This window comes from Jiella endophytica (assembly GCF_004519335.1).
Lineage (GTDB): Bacteria > Pseudomonadota > Alphaproteobacteria > Rhizobiales > Rhizobiaceae > Jiella > Jiella endophytica.
Genome location: NZ_SOZD01000007.1, coordinates 1 through 24,658 on the forward strand (window position 1 = coordinate 1; position 24,658 = coordinate 24,658).

Consider the following 24,658-nt stretch of genomic DNA (forward strand, 5'->3'; position numbering starts at 1 on the left):
GCAAGGACAACGCGCCGCAGAACCTCGCCGTCTTGCGGCGCCTCGCCCTCAACGTCGCCAGACTGCATCCCGACAAGACCCCCATGCGACGAAAACTCCTCAAGGCCGGATGGGACGAAAGCTTCTTCTTCGATCTCATTCGCCATATGCGATAGACCTGCCCTCAAGGGGGGAGATCGACGCGTCGCCGGCGCTGCGGGAGTTCGAGCGATTGCGCTGGGCCGGTTTCGGCCCATTCGGCTGAAGATCGCTTCCAGGATGGTGCGAGTGGACTTCGCGAACCGGGAAGGCTCGAGTGACGGCGCCTTCATACCGTCTTCGCCCCCCTCGTTCCCGCCTTCTTGAAATACGGAGGACGCTCTTCTATCGGGCAACGGCCATGCGCAAGAAACGCAGGATCGAGACGCCCATGGCCCGTTCGCCGGTGAGCGCGTAGCTCGCCGGCAGGTCGAAGGGCGCGTCGGCAGCCTCTTCGAGGACAACCAGCGCGCCAGGCTTCAGCCAGCCGCCGTCGAGGGCCGAGACCAGCGCCTGCTCGCCGAGCCGTTTGCCATAGGGCGGATCGGCGAAGACCAGGTCGAACGGCTCCATCGTCCCCGGCTGGCCGAGCCTCGTCGCATCACGGCGAAAGATCTTCGCCCGGCCGTTGAGACCGAGGGTCTCCATGTTCGAGCGGATCAGGCCGCGCGCCTCGGCGTCCTCCTCGACGAAGAGGCAGAAGCGCGCGCCTCTGGACAGCGCCTCGATGCCGAGCGCCCCGGTGCCGGAAAAGAGATCGAGGACGCGGGCGCCATCGATCTCGGATTCCCGGCCATGGGCGAGGATGTTGAACAGGGTCTCGCGGTTGCGGTCGGTGGTGGGGCGAATGCTTTCGCTCTTCGGCTCGGCGAGCTTGCGGCCGCGGAACTCGCCGGCGACGATGCGCACCGGTCAGCCCTTCTTCGGCCGCTTCGGGCCGCCGGCGCCGGCCGCGCCGCTCGTCGGCTTCGGCCCCGTCCGCTTCTTGCCGAGGCGCTGGGTCGCATCGAGGGCCCGCGACTTGTCGGACCGCCCCGCCTTGGCCTCGTCATTGGCCGCCTTGACCGGGCCCTTCGGCCGGCCGCCGGGGGCGATCCAGACATTCGACAGGCGACGTGCGCCGAGCGGCGGGCGCGCGGGACGCTCCTCGCCACCGCGATTGTCACCGAACGGCTTCTTGTCGCCGAATTTCTTGCCGCCGGAGGGCTTTTCTCCCGAGCTGCCACGGGTCGGCCGGTCGCCGGCAAAGCGCTTCGCGCCGCGCCCGTCCGAGGAACCGCCCGCATCGCCGCGCGGCCCGGCCTGATCGTCACGGGCATTGCCGCGGGACCGCTGCGGCTTGTCGCCGAAGTCCCGGCCCGGCCTGCCGGCCTTGTCGGACCGGGCGCGACGTTCGCCGCCTTCCGTCCGGGGCGCGCGATCGTCACCGCGCCGCGGCCGGTCGGCACGGGTGCCCAGACGGCCGAGCGCATCCTCGCGCTTTTCCTCGCGCTGGCGCTTTTTGTTCGGTGCGGTCTCGGCGCGGCTCTTCTTCGGCTCGCCGGCCTTCGCGCGCGGCGCGCGCTCGGCCTCGACCGCCTTGTTGGAGAAGGGATTGACGATCGGCGCGTCGAAGTCGGCGCCGGCTTCCTCGATCAGCCGGGGCCCGAGCTGGTCGCGCAGCGTCTTGCCGTGAATCTCGCGCACCGCGCCCTCGGCGAGATCGGCGAGCTGGAACGGCCCGTAGGACAGGCGGATCAGCCGGTTGACGTCGAGGCCGAGCTCGCCGAGCACGCGCTTGACCTCGCGGTTCTTGCCTTCCCGAAGGCCGAGGGTCAGCCAGACATTGGCGCCCTGCACCCGGTCGAGCGTCGCCTCGATGGCGCCGTAGAAGACGCCGTCGATGGCAATGCCCTCGCGCAGTTCGTCGAGCTTCGCCTGGTCGACCGAACCATGGGCGCGCACCCGGTAGCGGCGCAGCCAGCCGGTCGCCGGCAGCTCCAGCACCCGGGCGAGGCCGCCGTCATTGGTGAGGAGCAGCAGACCCTCGGTGTTGATGTCGAGACGGCCGATCGAAAGGACGCGCGGCATCTCCGCCGGCAGCTTCTCGAATACCGTCGGGCGGCCTTCCGGATCCTTGTTGGTGGTGACGAGGCCGGCCGGCTTGTGGAACAGCCACAGCCGCGTGCGCTCGATCGCCGCGAGCGCCTCGCCGTCGACGCTGATCCTGTCCTTCGGCCCGACGTCGAGGGCGGGAGATTCGATGACCTTGCCGTTCACCGAGACGCGGCCCTCGGCGATCATCGCCTCGGCATCGCGGCGCGAGGCGACACCGGCACGGGCGAGCCGGCGGGCAATGCGCATGGTGAGTTGGGCCTCGCCGGCGGTCTCCGATCCGGCAACCGCTTCGCTACCGGCGCGGCGCGACCCGCCGGCGCTGCGCGGCGACCGCTCGGTGCCGTCGGCCCGCGGCGCCCTCGCCGGGCGTTCCCTGCGGAAGCCGCCCTTTTCGCCGTCCTTGCCGCGGGGGGCAGATGCCCGCCCCTCGCGGCGCTCGCCATTCATCGGCCGGGGCTTGCGCTCGCCGCCCTCGCCGGCACCGCTCTCGGCAGCGTCGTGACTGCGGCTGCCGTAGCTCTTCGGCCTGCCGGGCCGGCCGCCATCCGACTTCGCCCCGCCATGGGAGAGCATGCCGCGGCTCTTCGGCGTGAAGGGTTTCTTTCCTTCGCCGCGCGCCGGCCGCCCCTCGCCGCCGTCCCTCGCGGCATCGTCGCGTTTGCCGGCAAAGGACTTTCGCGGCTTGCCGGCAAAGCTCCGCTTGTCGTCCGAAGCCTCGGCGCGCGGGGACCGGGGCTTGTCTCCCCTGCCCGGCTTCGTCGTGCCGTCGGGCGCCTTGCCGCTGCTGCCGGGGCCGCCGGGTTTCCTCGGGCCGCCCTTGCCCGGCTTGCGGCGATCGCCGGTCTTGTCGTCTTCGCTCATGGCCATGCTTTCAAAGTCCTGCGCCGTCGACGGAGCGTTGCCCGGACGTGCGCGAATGTTCCGATCCGATTTGCCGGTTGGTCTTCCGCCGGCGAAAACCCGTCGAAAAGGCCGGGGCCCGTCCGCCCCGACGCTTCGACATCGCGGCCTCGCCATCGCGGCTTTGCCGCCCAGGCGGCTTCCGTCATCGATTGCGAGTGCTATAGCAAGGCTTCGACCCTGGAGTAAGACCGGTCCGCCGATGAACCGCCCGAATTTCATGGAACGCGCCCTCGAGGAGGCGACACGTGCCGCAGCGCGCGGCGAGGTGCCAGTCGGCGCGGTGGTCTCGCGGGACGGCGAAGTGATCGCTGCCGCCGGCAACGAGACGCTCGCCCGCTTCGACCCGACCGCCCACGCCGAGATCGTGGCGATCCGGCTCGCCTGCGAGGCGCTCGGCTCCCAGCGGCTGACCGGCTGCGACCTTCACGTGACGCTGGAGCCCTGCGCCATGTGCGCGGCGGCGATCTCCTTCGCGCGGATCCGCCGGCTCTATTTCGGGGCCGGAGACGAAAAAGGCGGCGCCGTGGAACACGGGCCGCGCTTTTATTCGCAACCGACCTGCCATCACGCGCCGGAGGTCTATTCCGGCCTGTCGGAGACGGCGAGCGCGGAGATGCTCAGGCGGTTCTTCGACGAAAGACGGTGAATTCGGCGATCAGAAGGGCAGGAGATCGCCGAGCTTGTCGAGGAGGCCGGGACCCGTGCCCCGCAGCCGCCGCTCCTTGACCTCCTCGTCCTCGCCGGGATCGCCCACCGGGGCGCTGTCGGCGGGCTTGCGATAGGTCAGCGGCGGTTCGGAGAGATAGCGCCGCTGGTCCGGGCTGCCCTGGTTGCGCTCCTTCAGCCGGGCCTGCAGCATCTCGGAGCGGCTCTTCATCTCGGAGGGCGAGAGCACGCCGGCCTCGTCGCTGTTCTTGCCGAAACTGTAGCTGCCGCCGCCGCTGGTCCGGTCGAGATAATCCTGAGTGACGCCTTCCTTGCGCTTGGTGGCGAACTCCGCCGGCAGCGGGCCGTCGCCCTGATAGGCCGCCGCCTGGATGCGCTTGGAGCGCTCTTCCGGCGATTCCGGCCAGTCGGGATCGCCGGTCGTGTTGCGCGCCACCTGAGGCTGCGGCAAAACGGCGGTGTTTTCCGGCTTCACCAGCTCGGGCCGCGGCGTATAGGCGATCTTCGCCTTGCCGTCGCTGTCGCCCAGGGAGACGAAATTGTTCATGTCGTCGAAGAGCGTCTCGCCCTGCGACTTTCCGGTTCCGTAGGTCGGGCCGAGGCAGCCGCCGAGCGACAGGCACCCGATCACCAGACCAGCGGCGACAACCCCCTTGCGGGCGGTGTTCGGCATCATGACGATACGTCCCCCTCATGCAGGCGGCGGGGCCGAAACCGACCATACCGCTTGGAGCCCCTCGAAATTCACGCTCCGGAAATGGCCGTCGCGGCCGGCTTCCGGGCACTCTGGCGCGGCGACGGGCCTCGTCGCCTGCAGCCTCAGGATCGGTGCATTCCCCCTTCGAACGCCCCGCCCATCGCATAGGCGCAACTTGGCCCAAGGCCAAGCCCGATTCTGCAACACCGGCTGCACTGGCATGGGAATCCGGCAAATTCCGGGCATGCCGCTGGGGAACCGGGCAAAAAAGCCAGGCTGCAGCCAGTTTCCGGCCGCAGCCCGCTCGTAAGAGACCCCGAACCCGCCGCGTCAGGCTGCCGCGAGACGCCCGGCCGCCTGCAACTCGCGCAGCGCCTCGGCGTCCCGCGCCGAGACGTCCGGAAACGCGGGATCGGCACCGACATCGCCGGTGATCTTCCAGGAACGGGCACATTTCCGCCCCTCGGCCCTGGCGAAGACGACCGCGACGCCCGGCGTGTCGGCGAGCACGAAGGCACCCTCGGGCGCCGGGTCGGAAGCAATCTCGATGCCGGAGGTGATGCAGATCTCGGCAAAGTCGGAGGCGGCGACGAGAGCCCGGGTCTCGGCGTCGGCGACATGCACCGTCGGCCAGGCTTCCAGCGACGAGCCGATCACCTTGTCGCGGCGTTTCTCCTCCAGCGCCCCCATGACGACGCGGCGCACCTTGCGGATCGTCTGCCAGCGCGTCGCCAAGGCATCGTCCTTCCAGGCCGGATCGACGCTGCGGAACTGTTCCAGATGCACCGATACCGCATCCGGATAGCGCGAGAGCCAGGCCTCCTCCATGGTGAAAGGCAGCATCGGCGCCAGCCAGGTGACGAGATGGTCGAACAGGGTGCGCACCACCTGCAGCGCCGCCTTGCGCTTCACCGAGGAAAGCGGGTCGCAATAGAGCGCGTCCTTGCGCACGTCGAAATAGAAGGCCGACAGCTCGACCACGACGAAGTCGGTGAGCGCCCTTGCGATGCGCTTGAAGTCGAAGGCGTCGTAGCCCTTGCGCACGACCTCGTCCAATTCGGCGATGCGATGCAGCATCAGCCGCTCGAGCTCCGGCATCTGGTCGAGCGGCACCGTATCGCCCTCATCATGGGCCAGCGTGCCGAGCATCCAGCGGATGGTGTTTCTCAGCTTGCGATAGGAGTCGACATTGGTCTGCAGGATCGTCTTGCCGAGCCGCAGATCCTCCGAATAGTCCGACGAGACCACCCAGAGCCGCAGAATGTCGGCGCCGGACTGCTTGATCACTTCCTGCGGGGTAACGACGTTGCCGAGGGACTTCGACATCTTGCGCCCCTCCTCGTCCATGACGAAGCCATGGGTGAGGACGGCGTCGTAGGGCGCTCGGCCTCTGGTGCCGCAGCTTTCGAGCAGCGAGGAGTGGAACCAGCCGCGATGCTGGTCGGAGCCTTCCAGATAGAGATCGGCCGGCCATTTCAGATCGGGGCGCTTCTCGAGGCAGAAGGCGTGGGTCGAGCCGGAATCGAACCAGACGTCGAGGATGTCGCGGACCATGGTCCATTTCGAGGCGTCATGCTCGTTGCCGAGGAAGCGCTCCTTGGCGCCCTCGGCGAACCAGGCGTCGGCGCCCTCCTTGGCAAAGGCCTCGAGGATGCGGGCGTTCACCGCCTCGTCCTTCAGCACCTCGCCGTCCTCGTCGACGAAGACGCAGATCGGTACGCCCCAGGCGCGCTGGCGGGACAGAACCCAGTCCGGCCGCTCGGCGATCATGCCGCGCAGCCGGTTCTGGCCCGAGGCGGGGACAAAGCGTGTGGCGTCGATGGCGGCAAGGGCGCGGGCGCGCAGGGTGTCCGAGTTGTTTTCGCTCACGCTGTCGCCGCTGACGCGGCTGCGCTCCGCGGGGGCGGCCTGACCGGCCGACGCCCATTCGGGCTGGCGGCCTTCGGCCGGGGGCTGCTGCGAACCGCCCTCGCCCTTCGAGGCCGCCTGCGGCGGCACCTCAGGATGAGGGCTACTGTCTGTGCTCGTCACGAGACCATTCGCGGAGGCCGCACCCTCATCCTGAGGTGCGGAGCGAAGCGGAGCCTCGAAGGGCGAGGGTGCGGCCTCCAGCGAGCCGCCCTCCAGCCCGTAACCGCCCAGACCCTTGTCCATATGGACGAACCACTGGGGCGTGTTGCGGAAGATCACCGGCTTCTTGGAGCGCCAGGAATGCGGATAGGAGTGTTTCAGCCGGCCACGGGCGAGGAGATTGCCGGCGGCGATCAGCGCGGCGATGACGCGGGTGTTGGCGTCGCCCTTCTTGCCCTTGTCGTCGATGACCCGGGCCGGCCCCTCGGGCGAGTCCGGACCGAAGCCCGGCGCGTCTTTTGTGTAGAAGCCGTCGTCGTCGACGGTGAAGGGGATCACCGTATCGATGCCGCGGGCTTCGAGGGCCCGGCGATTGTCCATCCAGGCGTCGAAGTCCTCGCGGCCGTGGGACGGGGCGGTGTGGACGAAACCGGTGCCGGCATCGTCGGTGACGTGATCGCCGGCGATGAGCGGGACGGCGAAGGAATAGGACGCCGAGGATGACGCGCCGATCTCCCCCCTTGCGGGGGAGATGCCCGGCAGGGCAGAGGGGGGCGCGCCGGGTGCCGACCCGTCAGATGCTTGCAGACCTGACGCCGACCCGTCGGATGATTGCGCCAAGGCACCCCCCTCTGTCGGCTGCGCCGACATCTCCCCCTCAAGGGGGGAGATCGGGCGCCACGCCTTGAGAGGGTGGTCGACTGTCAGATACTCGAGCTCCTCGGATGGCACATCAGACAGACGCTGATATCCGCCATCTGAAACTCGAGCTTTCGAAAAGACGTCAGCCGCAAGTGCATCAGCAAGGATTAAAATATCACCCTGCTTAGCCCAACGCGGATTGTCGGTGCTCTCCGGCTCAGTGACTTCATAGATCCCGTACGAGATGTCGAAGCGCGGCGAGAAGGCGATAGCTCGATTGCCAGGGATGGTCCAAGGCGTGGTCGTCCAAATAACCACGGAAGCTGAATTCAGCAGCGCATATCGCTTGTTTAGCGCGGCAGCTTCAGCATCCGTTAGCGTGTCTCCGTGCTTTACGGTCATTGCCGACCGAACCGGAAACTTCACCCAAACCGTATCCGACTCATGGTCGTGATATTCGACCTCGGCCTCGGCGAGCGCGGTCTTTTCGACCACCGACCACATCACCGGCTTGGAACCGCGATAGAGCTGGCCGGACATGGCGAACTTCAAGAGCTCGCCGGCGATCACCGACTCCGCCCCATAGGCCATGGTGAGATAGGGATCCTTGAAGTCGCCCTCGACGCCGAGCCGGCGGAATTCCTCGGTCTGGACGCCGACCCAGTGGGTCGCATAGGCCCGGCATTCCTTGCGGAACTCGATCATCGCCGAAGCGTCGCGAAGGTCCGGCTTCTGCCGGCCCTTGGAGCGGTAGTTCTCCTCCTCGATCTTCCATTCGATCGGCAGGCCGTGGCAGTCCCAGCCAGGGACGTAGTTGGCGTCGTAGCCGCGCATCTGGAAGGAGCGGGTGATGACGTCCTTGAGGATCTTGTTCAGCGCGTGGCCGATATGGAGGTTGCCGTTGGCATAGGGCGGGCCGTCATGGAGGACGTATTTCGGCCGGCCTTTTGAGGCCTGCCGCAGCTTGCCGTAAAGGTCCATGCCGTCCCATTTCGCCAGCCATTCCGGCTCGGCCTTGGGCAGGCCGGCACGCATCGGGAACTGGGTCTCGGGCAGGAACAGCGTCCTGGCATAGTCGATCGCCCCTGCGGTCGCGGCGCTGTCGGCGGTCTTCGTCTCGTCGGTCATGATGCAGTCCTAAGGCGGCCGCGAAGAACTCGAGCGGCGGCGGGAGAGAAATGAGCGTTGAAAAGCGGTCCGGCCCGGTCCCTCCGCATGCCGTCAGGCGCGCCGGAAGGCCGGGCGACTAATTCGCCGATCGATCGGAAACGCGCGCCGTGCCAACATGAGGGCCGGCTTTAGCAACTTCGCGCCGGGATGGAAAGAACGAGGCGCAGGAGGCCGAAAATCGCCGGTGATCAATCAGAACGCCATCCGCCGGTCGAGATCGCCGAGCGGCGCGGCGGCGGTGAGAGCCGATCGGGCGGCCTCTGAATCCCGGTCCATCTGGGCGATCAGCGCTTCGACGCTGTCGAACTTTTCCTCACCGCGCAGGAAATCGAAGATCGAGACCTCGATCGCCTCGCCATAGAGGTCGCCGGAAAAGTCGAAGAGGAAGGTCTCGAACAGAGCTTCGCCGTCGTCGAAGGTCGGCCGGCGGCCGAAGCTCGCGACACCGTCACGCAGCGTCCCGTCGGCGCGGCGAACACGCACGGCGTAGATGCCGAATTTCAAAAGGGTGGCCGGGACGAGCGGGATGTTCGCCGTCGGATAGCCGAGGGTGCGGCCGAGCTTCTGGCCGGCCTGCACGCTGCCGCCGATCGTCCAGCGATAACCGAGCAGGTGGGCGGCCTCAGACACGTCGCCCTTTTCCAGAAGCGCGCGGATGCGGCTGGACGAGATCGTCTCGCCGCCGGCGTCCTTCAACGCCGGAACGAGGGTCGCGCCGAAGCCGTGGCGCTCGCCGGCGGCCACCAGCGTCGTCGGCGTGCCGCCGCGCTTGCGGCCATAATGGAAATCGAAGCCGGCGACGACATGGGCGGCGCCCAGCCAGTCGACCAGCACCGTCGCGACGAAGGCCTCCGGCTCGATGCCGGCGAAGGTCCTGTCGAAGGCCTGCTCGACCACCGCGTCGAAACCGAGGGCGTCGATGAGCCTTGCCCGGATCGGCGCCGGCGTCAGCCGCGGGACCGGGTGGTCGGGATCGAAGACGGTGCGCGGATGCGGCTCGAAGGTCAGGCAGATCAGCGGCCGTCCCTCTGCCCGGGCGATCTCGCGGGCCGTGCCCAGCACCGCCTGATGGCCGCGATGGACACCATCGAAATTGCCGATGGCGACGACGCCGCCGCGAAGGCGCGGCGGCAGCGCCTCGCCGCCGACGAGGCGGGCAAAGGCAGCCGGCTGGCTCATCCGAGCGCCGCCATGAAATAGTTCGCCGCAAGGCCTTTTTCGGCAAGCACCCCGCCGACGGCCGCAGGATCCTCCGGCCGGTTGCCGAAATCCTTGCCATGGATGCCGCCGGTGATCAGCAGAACGTCGACTCCGGCGTCGTTGGCGCCCTTGATGTCGGTTGCGAGCCCGTCGCCGATGGCGAGAATCCGCGTCGTCTCGCCCGCGCCGACCAGTCGCCTCGCCTCGGCGTAGATCGGCGGATAGGGCTTGCCGGCCATCAGGACGCGGCCACCAGCCTCCTCATAGGCCCGGGCGACGGCGCCGGCGCAATAGACCAGCTTCTCGCCGCGATGGACGACGATGTCGGGATTGGCGCAGACCATCGGCAGGTCGTTGCGGCGGAAGGCGGCAATGAGGTCGCGATAGTCCTCGGGCGTCTCGATCTCGTCGTCGAAGAGCCCGGTGGCGATGACCGCCCTCGCCTTCTCGGGATCCTGCGTCCGGGTGACCGGCAGGCCATCGAAGAGGTCGACGTCGCGCGCCGGGCCGATGTGGAACACCGGCGCTTCCGCCTGGCCGATCAGCGCCCGCGTCACGTCGCCGGAGGTGACGATCGCGTCATAGGCCTCGCGCGAGAAGCCGAAGGAGTCGAGCTGCGCGGTCACCCCCGCCGCCTGGCGCGGGGCGTTGGTGATCAGCGCCACCCTGGTGCCGCCGGTGCGCGCGGCGCTGAGCGCCCGCTCGGCCGCCGGATGCTTGGCGAGACCGTCATGCACCACTCCCCAGATGTCGCAGAGGATCGCGTCGTAGCCGCCTGCCACCTCGGCGAGCTCATCGATCCGACGAGGGAAGGCGTGCGCTGTGTCCAGCATTAACTGTTCCCGGCAAATTGGCGTTTCGGGGTTGAAACTCGTCTGGAGGCGATAGAGATGAGGGGCGGGACGGTCAAGCCGGCCACCGCCGGCCACCGCCGGCAACCGCCGGCACCGGTCGGCGTCGGCCGTAGAGGCCAGGGCGCCGGCACCTTCGGCCGGAGCTTTCGCGCCGACTTCCGCGGCCGGCTGCGGACATGGCGAAGACGGCCCGTTGCGCGACGAAAATTCCGCGTCCGCCCCTTGACACTCGGCCACCGCAATCGCTAGTTAGCCGCCGTTAGCACTCCCCTCGAGTGAGTGCTAACACCAGATTGGCCGGGCACTCGCGAAGGCCCGGCGTTTCGTCCAACGAAGGGTTCAAACGAACATGGCAGCTGTGAACTTCCGTCCCCTGCACGACCGCGTCGTGGTTCGCCGGGTGGAGTCCGAAGCCAAGACCGCCGGCGGCATCATCATTCCGGACACCGCGAAGGAAAAGCCGCAGGAAGGCGAGATCGTCGCCGTCGGCTCCGGCGCGCGCGACGATTCCGGCAAGGTCGTTCCGCTCGACGTCAAGGAAGGCGACCGCGTCCTCTTCGGCAAGTGGTCCGGCACCGAGGTCAAGCTGAACGGCGAAGACCTCCTGATCATGAAAGAGTCCGACATCATGGGCGTCGTCGCCTGAGGCGGCGCGACCAACGGACCGATCCACGAAACGATGAAACTTCAAACGGCGCCGGCCGAAATGGCGCGCCCGGGAGAATATCAACATGGCAGCTAAAGACGTAAAGTTCGGCCGCGACGCGCGTGAGCGCATGCTGCGCGGCGTCGACATCCTCGCCGACGCGGTGAAGGTGACCCTCGGCCCGAAGGGTCGTAACGTCGTCATCGACAAGTCCTTCGGCGCTCCGCGCATCACCAAGGACGGCGTCACCGTCGCCAAGGAGATCGAGCTCGAGGACAAGTTCGAGAACATGGGCGCCCAGATGGTGCGCGAAGTGGCCTCGAAGACCAACGACAAGGCCGGTGACGGCACCACCACCGCGACGGTCCTCGCCCAGGCGATCGTCAAGGAAGGCGCCAAGGCGGTTGCCGCCGGCATGAATCCGATGGACGTCAAGCGCGGCATCGACGCCGCCGTCCTGAAGGTCGTCGAGGCGCTCGGCTCGGCCGCCCGCTCGATCGACACCTCGGACGAAGTCGCCCAGGTCGGCACCATCTCGGCCAATGGCGAGAAGGAAATCGGCGAGATGATCGCCGCCGCCATGCAGAAGGTCGGCAACGAGGGTGTCATCACCGTCGAGGAAGCCAAGACCGCCGAGACCGAGCTCGAGGTCGTCGAGGGCATGCAGTTCGACCGCGGCTACCTGTCGCCGTATTTCGTGACCAATGCCGAGAAGATGGTCGCCGAGCTCGAGGACGCCTACATCCTCCTGCACGAGAAGAAGCTCTCCAACCTCCAGGCGCTGCTGCCGGTTCTCGAGGCTGTCGTCCAGTCGTCGAAGCCGCTGATCATCATCGCCGAGGACGTCGAGGGCGAGGCTCTCGCGACGCTCGTCGTCAACAAGCTGCGTGGCGGCCTCAAGATCGCCGCCGTCAAGGCTCCGGGCTTCGGCGACCGCCGCAAGGCCATGCTCGAGGACATCGCGATCCTCACCGGCGGCACGGTGATCTCCGAGGACGTCGGCATCAAGCTCGAGAACGTCACTCTCGACATGCTCGGCCGCGCCAAGAAGGTCTCGATCACCAAGGAAAACACCACCATCGTCGATGGCGCCGGTGAGTCCGAGCAGATCAAGGCCCGCGTCGGTCAGATCAAGGCGCAGATCGAGGAGACCACCTCGGACTACGACCGCGAGAAGCTTCAGGAGCGCCTGGCCAAGCTCGCCGGCGGCGTCGCGGTCATCCGCGTCGGCGGTGCGACCGAGGTCGAGGTGAAGGAGAAGAAGGACCGCGTCGACGACGCCCTCAACGCGACCCGCGCGGCCGTCGAGGAAGGCATCGTCCCGGGCGGCGGCGTCGCGCTGCTGCGCGCCTCCAACGCCGTCGACCTCAAGGGGGCCAATTCCGACCAGGACGCCGGCATCTCGATCGTCCGCAAGGCCCTGCAGGCGCCGATCCGTCAGATCGTCACCAATGCCGGCGCCGAGGGCTCGATCATCGTCGGCAAGGTGCTCGAGAACTCTTCGCTCTCCTACGGCTACAACGCCGCGACCGGCGAATATGGCGACATGATCCAGATGGGCATCGTCGACCCCGTCAAGGTCGTGCGTTCGGCTCTCCAGGACGCGGCTTCGGTTGCCGGCCTGCTGGTCACCACCGAGGCGATGATCTCGGAGGCTCCGAAGAAGGAGTCGGCCGGCGGCGGCATGCCCGGCGGCATGGGCGGCGGCATGGGCGGCATGGGCGGCATGGACTTCTAAGAAGCCGAGAAGGCTTCGAAGAAGACCATCAAGCCGCCCATCTTCCAGGATGCTGAAGCCGGGCAGGCCCGGCTTCAGATGGCGGCATGGACTTCTAAGAAGCCGAGAAGGCTTCGAAGAAGACCATCAAGCCGCCCATCTTCCAGGATGCTGAAGCCGGGCAGGCCCGGCTTCAGATGGCGGCATGGACCTCCAAGTCTGTCCGACCACCGCTTCCCACAGAAGCACATCGATCAGGGCGGTCCTTCGGGGCCGCCCTTTTTGCGTGTCGTGTGCCACCACGACAACCACGGACGCAATCGCGCGAGGAAGCGGCCGCGGATACATCCCCGCTGTCACATTAAATCCCTGAGATAAAAGGGAACGCGGCGACGCGACCGGCGTTCTTCTGGCATCGGCCTGCCAATGTGGCAGGCTCAACGGAGCGAACGACAATGGTCGACAAGAACGAAATCAAGGGCGCTGCCAAGGAACTCGGCGGCAAGGTCAAATCCGCGGCCGGACGCGCCACCGGCGACCGCGAGATGGAAGCCGACGGCAAGCTGGACCAGGTCGAGGGCAAGACCCAGAAGAACTACGGCAAGGTCAAGGACGCCGTGAAGGACCAGACCGGCGCGCACTGACGGCGCCAACAATCGGGCATGCCACGGCCGCTCCGAAAGGAGCGGCCGTTTTCGTTGGCCATTCATCTGGCGGCTTCCTCGCCGGCCCGCCCCGACTTGAGGTAGCGGAGCAGAAACCGGCTCGAAGCGCCTCGGTAGGCCCTTGAGAGTCTGGATGAGAGGCAAACGCTCCAACATCCTGATTCTGCGGATCGTGCCGTCAGAGCATCGGTCCGGCGCTTCGGACCCATGCCGCCGACGCGCGCAATGCCGGATGGCCGATCCGGCTAACGGTCCGTCGCAATGACGTCACTTGCGATCGCCGCATAACCGTTTAATTTGGAGCCGATCCAATCTTCGCCGTGTGAAGCCGGCCGGGCCCGTCGTCCGCCACAAGGCCGCCCCGCGAAGAACTCCACTACGGCACCAAGGAGGCGAACGTGGTCACCTTCACCCTGAATGGCCAGGAAACGACGTTCGACGGCGATCCGGACACCCCCCTTCTGTGGGTCATCCGCGACGCCCAACGTCTGACCGGCACCAAATACGGCTGTGGCATCGCCCAGTGCGGCGCCTGCACGGTCCATGTCGACGGCTCGACGCGGCGTTCCTGCATCACCCCGATCTCCACCCTCGACGGCTCGAGCGTCACCACCATCGAGGGCCTCGAAGGCTCCGAGGCGGAGGCGATCCAGGCCGCGTGGCGGGCGATCGACGTGCCGCAATGCGGCTACTGCCAGTCCGGCCAGATCATGTCGGCGGTCTCGCTGCTGCAGTTCAATCCGGCGCCGAGCGACGACGACATCGACGGGGCGATGGCCGGCAATATCTGCCGCTGCGCGACCTACAAGCGCATTCGCCAGGCGATCCACGACGCCGCCAAGACGCTGGAGGGCTGAGCCATGGGTATCCAGAACATCCGCCCGACCCGCCGCGCCTTCCTCGCCGGCAGCGGCCTCGTCATCGGCCTGACCCTCGTCGGCCGTCAGGCCGGCGCGGCCCTTCTGAAAGGCGCCCCGCAGGATGCACCCGGCGAGCAGGCGAAGCTCAACGCCTTCGTCCGCGTTGCCCCCGACGGTACCGTGACGGTGCTGTCGAAGCATCTCGAAATGGGCCAGGGGCCCTATACGGGCCTCACCACCATCGTCGCCGAGGAACTCGACGCCGACTGGTCGCAGATGCGCGTCGCGGCAGCGCCCGCCGACGACGACCTCTACAAGAACCTCGCCTTCGGCCTGCAAGGGACCGGCGGCTCGACCTCGATCGCCAATTCCTACGAGCAGCTGCGCAAGGCCGGCGCGACGGCGAAGGCGATGCTGGTTGCCGCGGCGGCCGACGCATGGGGCGTTCCGGCGGGCGAGATCACCGTCTCGGCGGGCCGCATCCGCCATGAAGGCAAGGGCAAGGAGGCCGGCTTCGGCGAGTTCGCCGACAAGGCCGCGACGATGGATGCACCGGCCGAGGTCAAGCTGAAGGACCCGAAGGACTTCGTGCTGATCGGCAAGGACCGGCACAAGCTCGACACCGACGAGAAGACCAACGGCAAGGCGGTCTTCACCCTCGACGTCATGGCCGACGACATGCTGATCGCCATGGTCGCCCACTCGCCGCATTTCGGCGCGACGGTGAAGGGCTTCGACGACGGCGAGGCGCGCCGGATCAAGGGCGTCGTCGACGTCAAGCAGGTTCCCCAGGGCGTCGCGGTCTATGCCGAGAACACCTTCGCCGCGCTGAAGGGCCGCGCGGCTCTCCGCATCGACTGGGATCTCTCCAAGGCCGAGACCCGCTCCAGCCAGCGGATCTACGACGACTACCGGGCCGAGATGAAGGCCGATCCCTTCGAGGCGGCCAACAGGGGCGACGTCGGCGCGGCGATGTCGGCCGACGGCATCACCTCGATGGATGCCGAGATGGTCTTCCCCTTCCTTGCCCACGCCCCGATGGAGCCGCTCGACGCGGTCTTCGTCCCGGCCGAGGACGGCTCGATCGACTGCTACAACGGCTCGCAGTTTCCCGGTCAGGACAAGGCGGCGATCGCCGAGATCTGCGGCGTCGACCCGTCGAAGGTCCGCATCAACGTCCAGCTCGCCGGCGGCTCCTTCGGCCGCCGGGCGCAGTTCGGCTCGCCCTACATGCGGGAGGCCGCGGCGGTCTTCAAGGCGTCCGGCATGAAGCGGCCGGTCAAGCACATGTGGACCCGCGAGGACGACATTCGCGGCGGCTTCTACCGGCCGATCTATCTTCATTCGATCAAGGGCGCGATCGACCGCGACGGCAACATCACCGGCTGGGACCACACGATCGTCGGCCAGTCGATCATGCACAAGGACGAGCTCGACGACACCACCGTCGAGGGCACGGCCGACATGCCCTATCAGATCCCCAATCTCAGGGTGCTCGCCCACCAGCCGAAGCTCGGCGTGCCGGTGCTGTGGTGGCGCTCGGTCGGCCATACCCACACCGCCTTCGCCGTCGAGACCTTCCTCGACCGGCTGCTCGAGCGGGCCGGCAAGGACGCGGTCGAGGGCAGGCTGGCACTCCTGAAGGATTCGCCGCGCCATACCGGCGTCCTGAAGAAGGTCGCCGAGATCTCCGGCTGGGGCTCGCCCCCGCCGGAGGGGCGCCAGCGCGGCGTCGCGGTGCACAAGAGCTTCAACACCTATGTCGCGGAGGTCGCCGAGGTTTCGATCGGCGACGGCGGCATGCCCAAGGTTCACAAGGTCTGGTGCGCGGTCGATTGCGGCGTCGCCGTCAATCCGAACATCATCCACGCCCAGATGGAGGGCGGCATCGGCTACGGCCTCGGCGCGATCCTCTTCGACGCCATCGATCTCGGCGACGGCGGCGCGGTGGTGCAGTCGAATTTCGACGACTACCGCTCGCTGCGCATCAACGAGATGCCCGACGTCGAGGTGGCGATCATCCCGTCGAGCGAAGCGCCGACGGGCGTCGGCGAGCCGGGCGTACCACCGATCGGCCCTGCCGTCGCCAATGCCTGGCGCCGGCTGACCGGCCAGCCCGTCCAGCGGCTGCCGATGACGAACGGGCTGCTCTCCTGACCGGCGGCCCGATCGGACGTCGTGACGGGCGCGCGGACAAAACCCGCGCCCGTCATGTTCCGGTCGCAGGACCGGGCGAGGTTGCCAGAGACGACAGAGAATTCAGGATCACGATGCGGAACCAGACACGAGCCGGGCTCATTCGCGCAGCGCTTATCGCCACCAGCCTCGCGCTGCCGCTGGCGGCGGGCGCCCAGGACCGGGCTCCGGAAGCGCCGGCGCCTTCGACGCCTGCCCTGCCCCAGAACGACCAGAACCAGGCGAAGAGCCTGAAGAGCGTCGCCGACTTCGACAACATCGCCGACGAGACCGAGCGCTCGATCGCGATCTTCCAGGAAACCGGCAAGGTTCTCCTCAATCCGCGCTGCGTCAACTGCCATCCGGCCGGCGACCGTCCGCTGCAGGGCATGGACATGCATCTCCACCAGCCGCCGGTGCAGCGCGGCGACGCCGACTTCGGCATGCCGGGGATGATGTGCAACACCTGCCACGGCCCGAAGAACGCCCCGGTCGTCGCCCAGAGCGACAACATCAAGTCGATCCCGGGCAATCCGAACTGGCACCTCGCACCGATCGAGATGGCCTGGCAGGGCCGCTCGCTCGGCGACATCTGCCGGCAGATCAAGGACCAGGACCGCAACGGCGGCAAGACCCTGGCCGAGCTCGTCGAGCACATGGCGAGCGACGACCTCGTCGGCTGGGGCTGGCATCCGGGCAAGGGCCGCGAGCCGGTGCCGGGCACCCAGAAGCAGTTCGGCGAGCTCTACAAGGCCTGGGCCGCCACCGGGGCGCACTGCCCGGACTGACGCGGCGGGGGTGCTTTTGCCCTGTCAGGCCACGCGGCAGCGGTCTTGAAAGGCGCGTCATCCTCGGCCTTGTGCCGAGGATCTCCTGCGGCTAGCCGCATCCGATCCGGCGGCGGAGGGGCGTTGGCGTCGGTTCATCGTTCGTTGGCACAGCCTCGGAAAGCCTCGCCCGCGGGTTGTGACGAGGAAAGGCGTCAAGGTCATCGCTTCACCGGCGATCCGTCGCCGTCGCCGATCCATCGCTTCGCCGGCAGTAGATCCTCGGCACAAGGCCGAGGATGACGAAGGGGGTATGTCGTCGGCTTGTCCGGCAACCTATTGGCCATCGGGACAAGCACGGCCTCATTCTTGGCCTCGTGCCCGAGAATCCAGAACTCGTCGAGCACCGGTCGGTTGCGGCTGTGACAGCCGGCTATGAGGGGTAGTCGAGTTGAGATGCGGCGGCAACCGCCCCTGGATTCTCGGCACAAGGCCGAGAATGACGATGCGGGGGGTGCTTTCGCCCTTTCAGGCCACGCGTAAGCGGTCATGCCAAACGCGGCGTCATCCTCGGCCTCGTGCCGAGGATCTACTGGAGGCGGCCACATCCGATCCGGCGGCGGAGGGGCGTTGGCGTCGGTTCATCGTTCGCTGGCACAGCCACGGACTTCCTCGCCCGTCGGCTTGGCCGAGGAATGGCGTCACGGTCATCGCTTCATCGGCGGTCCGTCGCTGTCGTCGATCCATCGCCTCATCGGCGGTCCATTGCCTTCACCTTCATCGCTTCATCGGTGGTCCGTCGCCGATCCATCGCTTCGCCGGCAGTAGATCCTCGGCACAAGGCCGAGGATGACGAAGCGGGGATGTCGTCGGCTTGCCCGGCAGCCCGGCGGCCATTGGGCCAGGCACGGCCTCATGCCCGAGAATCCAGAAATCGTCGAGCACCGGTCGGCTCGGCTGTGACAGCCGGCTATGAGGGGTGGTCGAGTTGAGATGCGGCGGAAACCGCCCCTGGATTCTCGGGACGGGGCCCGAGAATGACGATGCGGGGGTGATCTCGCCCTGTCCGGCCACGCGTAAGCGGTCATGCCAAACGCGGCGTCATCCTCGGCCTCGTGCCGAGGATCTACTGCGGCTGGCCGCATCCGATCCGGTGGCGGAGAGGCGTTGGCGTCGGTTCATCGTTCGTCGGCACAGCCTCGGAAAGCCTCGCGCGTCGGCTCGGCCGAGGAAAGGCGTCACGGTCATCGCTTCATCGGTGGTCCGTCGCTGTCGCGGGTCTATCGCGTCATCGACGGTCCATCGCCGTCACCGTCATTGCTTCACCGGCGGTCCGTCGTCGTCACGGGTCCATCGCTTCGCCGGCAGTAGATCCTCGGCACAAGGCCGAGGATGACGAGGCGGGTATGTCGTCGGCTTGTCCGGCAACCTATTGGCCATCGGGACAGGCACGGCCTCATCCTCGGCCTCATGCCCGAGGATGACGAAGCGTTGGGGACTGCGGGCGCCCGGCCGAGCCCGCGACGGCCGCCGAGGCATCGACAGAGCTGCGGGATTGCGCGACCCGGTCCCCGATATTGCCTTCAACGCCGGAGTACGGTGCGCCGATCCACAACCGCGGCGTCATTCTCGGGCCTCGTGCCGAGAATCCAGAAATCGTCGAGCACCGGTCGGTTCGGTTGCGGCTGCGACAGCCGGTTTTGAGGGGTGGTCGAGGTGAGATGCGGCGGCAACCGCCCCTGGATTCTCGGGACGGGGCCCGAGAATGACGATGCGTTGAGGTCTGCGCCCTGTCAGGCCACGCAGCAGCGGTCATGCCAAACGCGGCGTCATCCTTGGCCTTGTGCCGAGGATCTGCTGCGGCTGGCCGCATCCGATCCGGTGGCGGAGAGGCGTTGGCGTCGGTTCATCGATCGTTGGCACAGCCTCGGACTGCCTTGCCTGTCGGCTTGGCCGAGGAAAGGCGTCACGGTCATCGCTTCATCGGTGGTCCGTTGCCGATCCATCGCTTCGCCGGCAGTAGATCCTCGGCACAAGGCCGAGGATGACGAAGCGGGGATGTCGTCGGCTTGTCCGGCAGCCCGTCGGCCGTCGGGACAAGCACGGCCTCATTCTTGGCCTCATGCCGAGAATCCAGAAATCGCCGAGTACCGGTCGGTTCGGCTGCGACAGCCGGCTATGAGGGTAGCCGAGTTGAGATGCGGCGGAAACCGCCCCTGGATTCTCGGCACAAGGCCGAGAATGACGAAGCGGGTATGTCTGCGCCTTGTCCGGCAGCCCGTCGGCCGTCATGCCGGGCGCGGTGTCGTCCCCGGCGAGGCGGGAGCTTCGTATCAGCCCTCGACCAGGCGGCGGGCCTGTTCGATCCAGCGCTCCTCGCCGATGCGGTCGGGAAAGCCGAGCTCCTGCTCGACCCAGAGCACCTCGTGGGGCTCGAGCCCGGCCAGCTGGTCGAAATGATAGATGCCGCGGTCGAAAAGCAGCTTCTCGATCGCCGTGCCGATGCCGTCGATCCGGGTGAGGTCGTCCGGATTGCCGTGGCGGGGCGCAGGCAGGCCCTCAGGGGCGCTGGCGCCGACCGGCGGCGTTGAGGCCGGTCCAGACGCGCTCGTCGTGTCGGCGGCGATGGTCTCGAGCGGCGCCTGGGCGCCCGGGGTGCGAAACGCACCCGTCACCGCGGCCGGTTCGCCGCCGGCCGGGCGGTCGTCGACGAGGCTGTCCTTCCCGACGATGCCGTCGGGCTCGATCCCCGATGTTCGACGAGGCTCGGCCGCCTTCTTGCCGAGCTGGCGATAGTCGAGCGTGCGGAAATCGTTGTCGAACTTTTCCGCCTTGTGCTTTTCGGCCAGCGGATCCGGCGGCAGCCGCCGGGCGTCCTTGCCGGGCGTCGGGCCGTCGGGATTGGAAAAGGCGAGCTTGGCCCGGCGCTCGGCATGGATCGTCTTCGGCTTTGTGGGGGCGGCGGGGGCGGCATCGGCCGCCAGCGTCGGCATCATGTCCGGGACGCGCTCGTCGCTGCGACCGCGCACGACTTCCGCCGAGACCATGCTGCCGCCGAAGGTGGCGAACTGCGCATGGGTGAGCGGTGCAGGCGCCTCGCCCCTGACGGTGCCGGAGGCCGGCTGCCAGGAGGCCCGCTCGCGCTTTCGCCGCAACCGCTCGCGCTCCCGCGCGGCATCGTCCTCGGACAGGTGCGAATAGTCCAGCGTGCGGAAATCGCGGTCGAAGGCGCCGGCCTTGTGCTTCTCCTCCAGAGGATCGGTCACCGTCTCCTTCGGCAGCGACTTCTCGCTGCCCTTCGCCCGCTCGCTGCATTCGAGGGAAGCGGTGACCGGGTGGTCCGTATCGAGACCCTCGGCGGTCGCCTTCGAATCATTCGCGCTCATGGTCGGTGGCCCGTCCTTGCCTGGTGTCGAGGTGAAATCAGCCATTCGGGAAGAAGCGCGGTCGGCGCGCGGCAACTGGCTGCCGGGGCGCTCCGTTTGGCCTGCCGCGCCATTTCGGCGCCCGGCCGTCGCCGCGCCCGCCTCGCCATGGCCGGGCCGCCGGCGGCCAAGGGCGATGGCCGCCCCTGCCAGAAGGAAAAGCAGTCGTCCTGCTTTCGACCACACCCATGACCTCCCGAGGATCGAAACGCTTGTAACTCCTGTCCTTGAAGCTAGTCGGCCGCCCGGCCTGCGACAACCACCGGAAGACCGAAATGCTCGCTGATCGACAGGAATGACGAGAGACTTTGGCAAAGTTGTCGTCGATCCGGCATTTTAGGCACCCGCTGCAGAGCCAAGCGGCCGGTTCGCGACAAAAGCGCACAGGCGGGCGGGCCGAAGATGTCTCAGCCGAATTCCTTCGCCACCCGGTGAAGGATGGAGTGCCGGCGGGCGAGCGCCTCGATGTCGCGGGAATAGCCGCCGCCGATCACCGCCGCGACGGCGACCCCGCGATCGCGGAAAAAGCCGATGACCCGCCGGTCGCGCTCGGCAATGCCTTCGTCGGAGAGGGAAAGACGGCCGAGCCGGTCGTCGCGATGGGGATCGACCCCGGCATTGTAGAAGACGAGCTCCGGCCGGGCCACGGCATGCGCCCTGTCGAGAGCGCCCGCGAGGGCCTCCAGATAGTCTTTGTCGCCGGTGGCGTCGGGCAGTCCGACATCGAGGTCCGACTGCGCCTTGTCCGCCGGATAGTTCCGCTCGGCATGGATCGACAGGGTGAAGACGCGCGGCTCGACGGCGAAGATGCGCGCGGTTCCGTCACCCTGATGGACATCGCAGTCGACGACGAGGATCTGTTCGACGTCGCCATCGGCAAGCAGCACCGAGGCGGCGACGGCGACGTCGTTGAACACCGAAAATCCGGCACCGCCCGAGCGATGGGCGTGATGGCTGCCGCCGGCGGTGTTGCAGGCAAGGCCCTCGGCCAGCGCCAGACGGGCGGCGAGCACCGTTCCGCCGGTGGCGCAGCGCGAGCGCATGGCGACACGCTCGTCGACCCTGAAGCCGATCGCCTTCTCCATGTCCGGCGGCACCGCCTCGAACAGCACCTGGTCGACATAGCGCGGATCGTGGGCGAGCCGCAGCCATCCCGGCAGCGCCGGCGCCGGGACATGGTAGCCGGCCGGGCCGACGACGCCGTCCTCGCGCAGGATCTCGGCAAGGCGGGTGAATTTCGACATCGGAAAGCGGTGATGGGCGTCGAAATTCGCGTCGAAGGCGGGATGGTGGATGATCGGAACTGTCATGGCACGCCATAGATAGGCAGGCGGTGCCGGCGCCACAGGGCTCGTGCGCTGCGGGCGTCGCAGGTGACGCGCAGATGGTGGCTCATGCCGGGCCGGTGGCGGCCGATCATGACAGTGGATGAACGGCATTCGGACGGGATGGCGGCGGATCGCCACGGACTTTGCGGAGCGAATCGGCCATCCTGGAAAAAGGCGCTTCCCGATCGGCCGAGACGGCGAGGCGCAGACGGGGACGAGCGTGACGCTGCATCAGCCAGAGCCCGCCGGCGTGAAAGCCGGGGAGACGATCGAGGTGAGCCACCGGCGGGTGCTGGAGATCACCCTGCCGATGACGCTCGCCTTCATGACGACGCCGCTGCTCGGCATGACCGACATCGCGGTGATCGGCCGGATCGGCGATGCCGAGACCCTCGGCGGCCTGGTCGTCGGCACGCTGATCTTCGACTTCGTCTTCGCCGTCTGCAACTTCCTTCGCGCCGGCACGACCGGGCTGACCGCCCAGGCCGTCGGGGCCGGCCGCAGGCGGGACGCCGAGGCGGTGTTCCTGCGCGCCCTGGTGCTGGCGCTCGGCATCGGCCTTCTCCTCATCGTCGCCGAACCGCTGATCATGAGCCTCGGACTGCTTGCCGTCGCGCCGGGGCCGCGGGTGGCGGAGGCGGCCGGAACCTATGTCTTCGTGCGGATGTTCTCCGCCCCCTTCGCGCTCGCCAACTACGCCATTCTCGGCTCGGTGCTCGGCCGCGGCTGGAGCGGCCGGGCGCTCCTCCTGCAGATTATCGTCAACGGCACCAACATCGCCCTGTCGATCCTCTTCGGCCTGGTGTTCGGATGGGGCATCGAAGGCGTCGCGCTCGGCACGATCTGCGGCGAGGCGGTGGGCTGCCTCGCCGGCGTCGCCGTTCTCGCGCCCAGCCTTGCCGCTGGGCGCCTGCCCGGCCGGGCGGAGGTCTTCGACCGGAGGGGCTTCGGGCTAATGCTCGGCGTCAATCGCGACATCATGATCCGCTCCTTCTGCCTTCTCGCGGGCTTTGCCCTGTTCACCCGGCTGAGCGCCAGCTTCGGCCCGGTGACGCTGGCGGCCAACGGCCTTCTGATGAACATCTTCATGACCGGATCCTATTTCCTCGACGGCGTCGCGACGGCGAGCGAACAGCTTGCGGGCCTCACCATCGGGGCAAGGCTGAGGCAGGCCTTCGACCGGACGGTCAGCCTGACCGTTCTCTGGGGAATGGCGATCGGCTTCGTCCTGTCGGCGGTCATCCTGTTCGGCGGCGAAGCGCTGATCCACTTCCTCACCACCGATCCCGAGGTTCGGGCGACGGCGCGCATCTACCTGCCCTTCGCGGCGGCGACACCCCTCGTCGGCGCCCTCGCCTTCGTCATGGACGGCCTCTATATCGGCGCCACCTGGTCGGCGGCGATGCGCGATATGATGATCCTGTCGCTGGCAGCCTTCGCGCTTTTCGGCTATGGCCTCGCGCCGCTCTTCGGCAATGACGGCCTCTGGATCGGCTTCGAGCTGTTTCTCGGGCTGCGCGGGGCCAGCCTCTACGCCATGCTGCCGCGCCAGCGAGACAGGAGTTTCGCCGCCACCTCCGGCTGATCCCGGCTGGGCTGCAGACCCCGCCCCGGATGACCCTGCGTCACCATGCCTCATTGCGAAGAAACTATTGATTCTGCTATACTTTTTATCAGTCACGGGAATTGTCGGTGGCGTTTCGCATCAGGCGATGCGGGCAAAATGATGCACGCCTACCTATCTCGTGCCAGTGCCTCCCAAGGCGTATCGATTCCGATCGTGCCCATGCGGTCGGAGATGCGGCGGCGGCCAGGGGCGTGTCGTCGTTGCGGATTGCGGCGGTGGTCGGCGGTGACTGCCGCCGCTCTTTCGCGAAGAACAGGCGCGATTGCGATTTCCTTTCGTTTTGACCATGATCCGGCAAAAACGGAAAGGGGAACGCCATGCTCTCGGAACGCCAGCTCCAGATTCTCGAGAGCGCCAAACGCTCCGGCCGGGTGATGGTCGACGAATTGTCGGCGCGCTTCGAGGTTTCGGTCCAGACCATCCGCAAGGATCTCAACGAGCTCTGCGACGCCCGGCTTCTGACCCGCGTCCACGGCGGCGCGATCCTTTCCTCCGGCGTCGAGAATGTCGGCTACGACGCAAGGCGGGTGATCGCCGCGGAGGAGAAGGCGGCGATCGGCCGGGCGGCGGCCGACCTCATCCCCAACCAGGCCTCGCTGTTCATCAATATCGGTACGACGACGGAGGCGGTGGCGCACCAGCTGCTGCGCCATTCCGGCCTGATGGTGATCACCAACAACATCAATGTCGCGATCGCCATGCGCCCCTATCCGGAGGTCGAGGTGGTGATCGCCGGCGGCGTCGTGCGGCGCTCGGACGGCGGCATCGTCGGCGAGGCGGCGGTCGACTTCATCCGCCAGTTCAAGGTCGACTTCGCCGTCATCGGCGCCTCGGCCATCGACCTCGACGGCTCGCTGCTCGATTTCGACTATCGCGAGGTGCGGGTCGCCCAGGCGATCATCGGCAATGCCCGCCATGTCATCCTCGCCGCCGATTCCTCAAAGTTCGAGCGCTCGGCGCCGGTGCGGATCGGCCATCTCGACCAGGTGCAGACCTTCGTCACCGACACCGCGCCGCCGGAAATCAGGGCGATCTGCGCTGCCGCCGACGTGCGGCTGGTCGAGGCCGGGCCGCCTGCCGGCGCCCGCAACGGCGCCGCCACGGGTGAGGCCGTCGCCTGACAGGTCGTTT

17 protein-coding genes and 1 pseudogene are annotated in these 24,658 nt (G+C 67.7%); 10 read left to right on the forward strand and 8 right to left on the reverse strand.

The genetic code is table 11. The features are described from left to right. A pseudogene (locus E3C22_RS20020) lies at positions 1–155 on the forward strand (ISAs1 family transposase); the annotation flags it as partial. 208 nt (positions 156–363) lie between these two features. Here E3C22_RS20020 and rsmD read toward each other — a convergent pair. Further along, on the reverse strand, positions 364–927 hold the full coding sequence (gene rsmD / locus E3C22_RS20025; protein WP_134763666.1) for a 16S rRNA (guanine(966)-N(2))-methyltransferase RsmD: 564 nt from the start codon (positions 925–927) through the stop codon (positions 364–366). A 3-nt stretch (positions 928–930) separates the two neighbouring features. Continuing rightward, positions 931–2,976, reverse strand: coding sequence for a pseudouridine synthase (locus tag E3C22_RS20030; RefSeq protein WP_245515103.1), 2,046 nt, complete (start codon positions 2,974–2,976; stop codon positions 931–933). A gap of 241 nt (positions 2,977–3,217) precedes the next feature. On the opposite strand from E3C22_RS20030, the gene E3C22_RS20035 reads away from it, so the two are divergent. Further along, complete coding sequence (locus E3C22_RS20035) at positions 3,218–3,664, forward strand: nucleoside deaminase (protein ID WP_206026996.1); 447 nt, start codon at positions 3,218–3,220, stop codon at positions 3,662–3,664. A 9-nt stretch (positions 3,665–3,673) separates the two neighbouring features. Here the strand turns inward: E3C22_RS20035 and E3C22_RS20040 are convergent, their stop codons facing one another. The 4 genes from E3C22_RS20040 to E3C22_RS20060 form a co-directional block, all read right to left on the reverse strand. Beyond that, the gene (locus tag E3C22_RS20040; protein ID WP_134763667.1) at positions 3,674–4,360 is read right to left on the reverse strand and encodes a hypothetical protein; all 687 of its coding nucleotides are present in this window, start codon (positions 4,358–4,360) and stop codon (positions 3,674–3,676) included. Between the two features lie 351 nt (positions 4,361–4,711). Continuing rightward, entirely contained in the window at positions 4,712–8,221 is a 3,510-nt protein-coding gene (locus tag E3C22_RS24835) for an isoleucine--tRNA ligase (RefSeq protein WP_245515104.1), read from the reverse strand. Between the two features lie 234 nt (positions 8,222–8,455). After that, positions 8,456–9,442 carry a bifunctional riboflavin kinase/FAD synthetase gene (locus E3C22_RS20055; RefSeq protein ID WP_134763668.1) on the reverse strand — a complete coding sequence of 329 codons (987 nt, stop codon included), beginning with the start codon at positions 9,440–9,442 and terminating at the stop codon, positions 8,456–8,458. Next, positions 9,439–10,296, reverse strand: coding sequence for a TIGR01459 family HAD-type hydrolase (locus E3C22_RS20060; protein WP_134763669.1), 858 nt, complete (start codon positions 10,294–10,296; stop codon positions 9,439–9,441). The genes E3C22_RS20055 and E3C22_RS20060 overlap by 4 nt, the downstream gene beginning before the upstream one ends. A gap of 370 nt (positions 10,297–10,666) precedes the next feature. On the opposite strand from E3C22_RS20060, the gene groES reads away from it, so the two are divergent. The 6 genes from groES to E3C22_RS20090 all read left to right on the forward strand — a co-directional run bounded on the left by groES (position 10,667) and on the right by E3C22_RS20090 (position 17,168). Further along, positions 10,667–10,963, forward strand: coding sequence for a co-chaperone GroES (gene groES, locus E3C22_RS20065; protein WP_134763670.1), 297 nt, complete (start codon positions 10,667–10,669; stop codon positions 10,961–10,963). Between the two features lie 85 nt (positions 10,964–11,048). Next, positions 11,049–12,701, forward strand: coding sequence for a chaperonin GroEL (gene groL / locus E3C22_RS20070; protein WP_134763671.1), 1,653 nt, complete (start codon positions 11,049–11,051; stop codon positions 12,699–12,701). Positions 12,702–13,135: 434 nt separating this feature from the next. Continuing rightward, on the forward strand, positions 13,136–13,324 hold the full coding sequence (locus E3C22_RS20075; RefSeq protein WP_134763672.1) for a CsbD family protein: 189 nt from the start codon (positions 13,136–13,138) through the stop codon (positions 13,322–13,324). A 419-nt stretch (positions 13,325–13,743) separates the two neighbouring features. Beyond that, positions 13,744–14,202 carry a (2Fe-2S)-binding protein gene (locus E3C22_RS20080; RefSeq protein ID WP_134763673.1) on the forward strand — a complete coding sequence of 153 codons (459 nt, stop codon included), beginning with the start codon at positions 13,744–13,746 and terminating at the stop codon, positions 14,200–14,202. 3 nt (positions 14,203–14,205) lie between these two features. Then, positions 14,206–16,362 carry a xanthine dehydrogenase family protein molybdopterin-binding subunit gene (locus E3C22_RS20085; RefSeq protein ID WP_134763674.1) on the forward strand — a complete coding sequence of 719 codons (2,157 nt, stop codon included), beginning with the start codon at positions 14,206–14,208 and terminating at the stop codon, positions 16,360–16,362. Between the two features lie 113 nt (positions 16,363–16,475). Next, entirely contained in the window at positions 16,476–17,168 is a 693-nt protein-coding gene (locus E3C22_RS20090) for an Isoquinoline 1-oxidoreductase subunit (RefSeq protein ID WP_134763675.1), read from the forward strand. A gap of 2,312 nt (positions 17,169–19,480) precedes the next feature. Here E3C22_RS20090 and E3C22_RS20095 read toward each other — a convergent pair. Both E3C22_RS20095 and E3C22_RS20100 read right to left on the reverse strand, forming a co-directional pair. Continuing rightward, on the reverse strand, positions 19,481–20,533 hold the full coding sequence (locus E3C22_RS20095) for a hypothetical protein (protein WP_134763676.1): 1,053 nt from the start codon (positions 20,531–20,533) through the stop codon (positions 19,481–19,483). Between the two features lie 446 nt (positions 20,534–20,979). Next, positions 20,980–21,882, reverse strand: coding sequence for a histone deacetylase family protein (locus E3C22_RS20100; RefSeq protein WP_134763677.1), 903 nt, complete (start codon positions 21,880–21,882; stop codon positions 20,980–20,982). Between the two features lie 238 nt (positions 21,883–22,120). Here E3C22_RS20100 and E3C22_RS20105 point away from each other — a divergent pair, with 238 nt between their 5' ends. Both E3C22_RS20105 and E3C22_RS20110 read left to right on the forward strand, forming a co-directional pair. Then, a complete protein-coding gene (locus tag E3C22_RS20105; protein ID WP_245515105.1) occupies positions 22,121–23,485 on the forward strand; it encodes an MATE family efflux transporter in 1,365 nt (454 codons plus the stop codon). 359 nt (positions 23,486–23,844) lie between these two features. Beyond that, positions 23,845–24,648: a DeoR/GlpR family DNA-binding transcription regulator gene (locus E3C22_RS20110; RefSeq protein ID WP_134763679.1), complete on the forward strand. Its 804-nt coding sequence runs from the start codon at positions 23,845–23,847 to the stop codon at positions 24,646–24,648. The last annotated feature ends 10 nt before the right edge of the window (positions 24,649–24,658 follow it).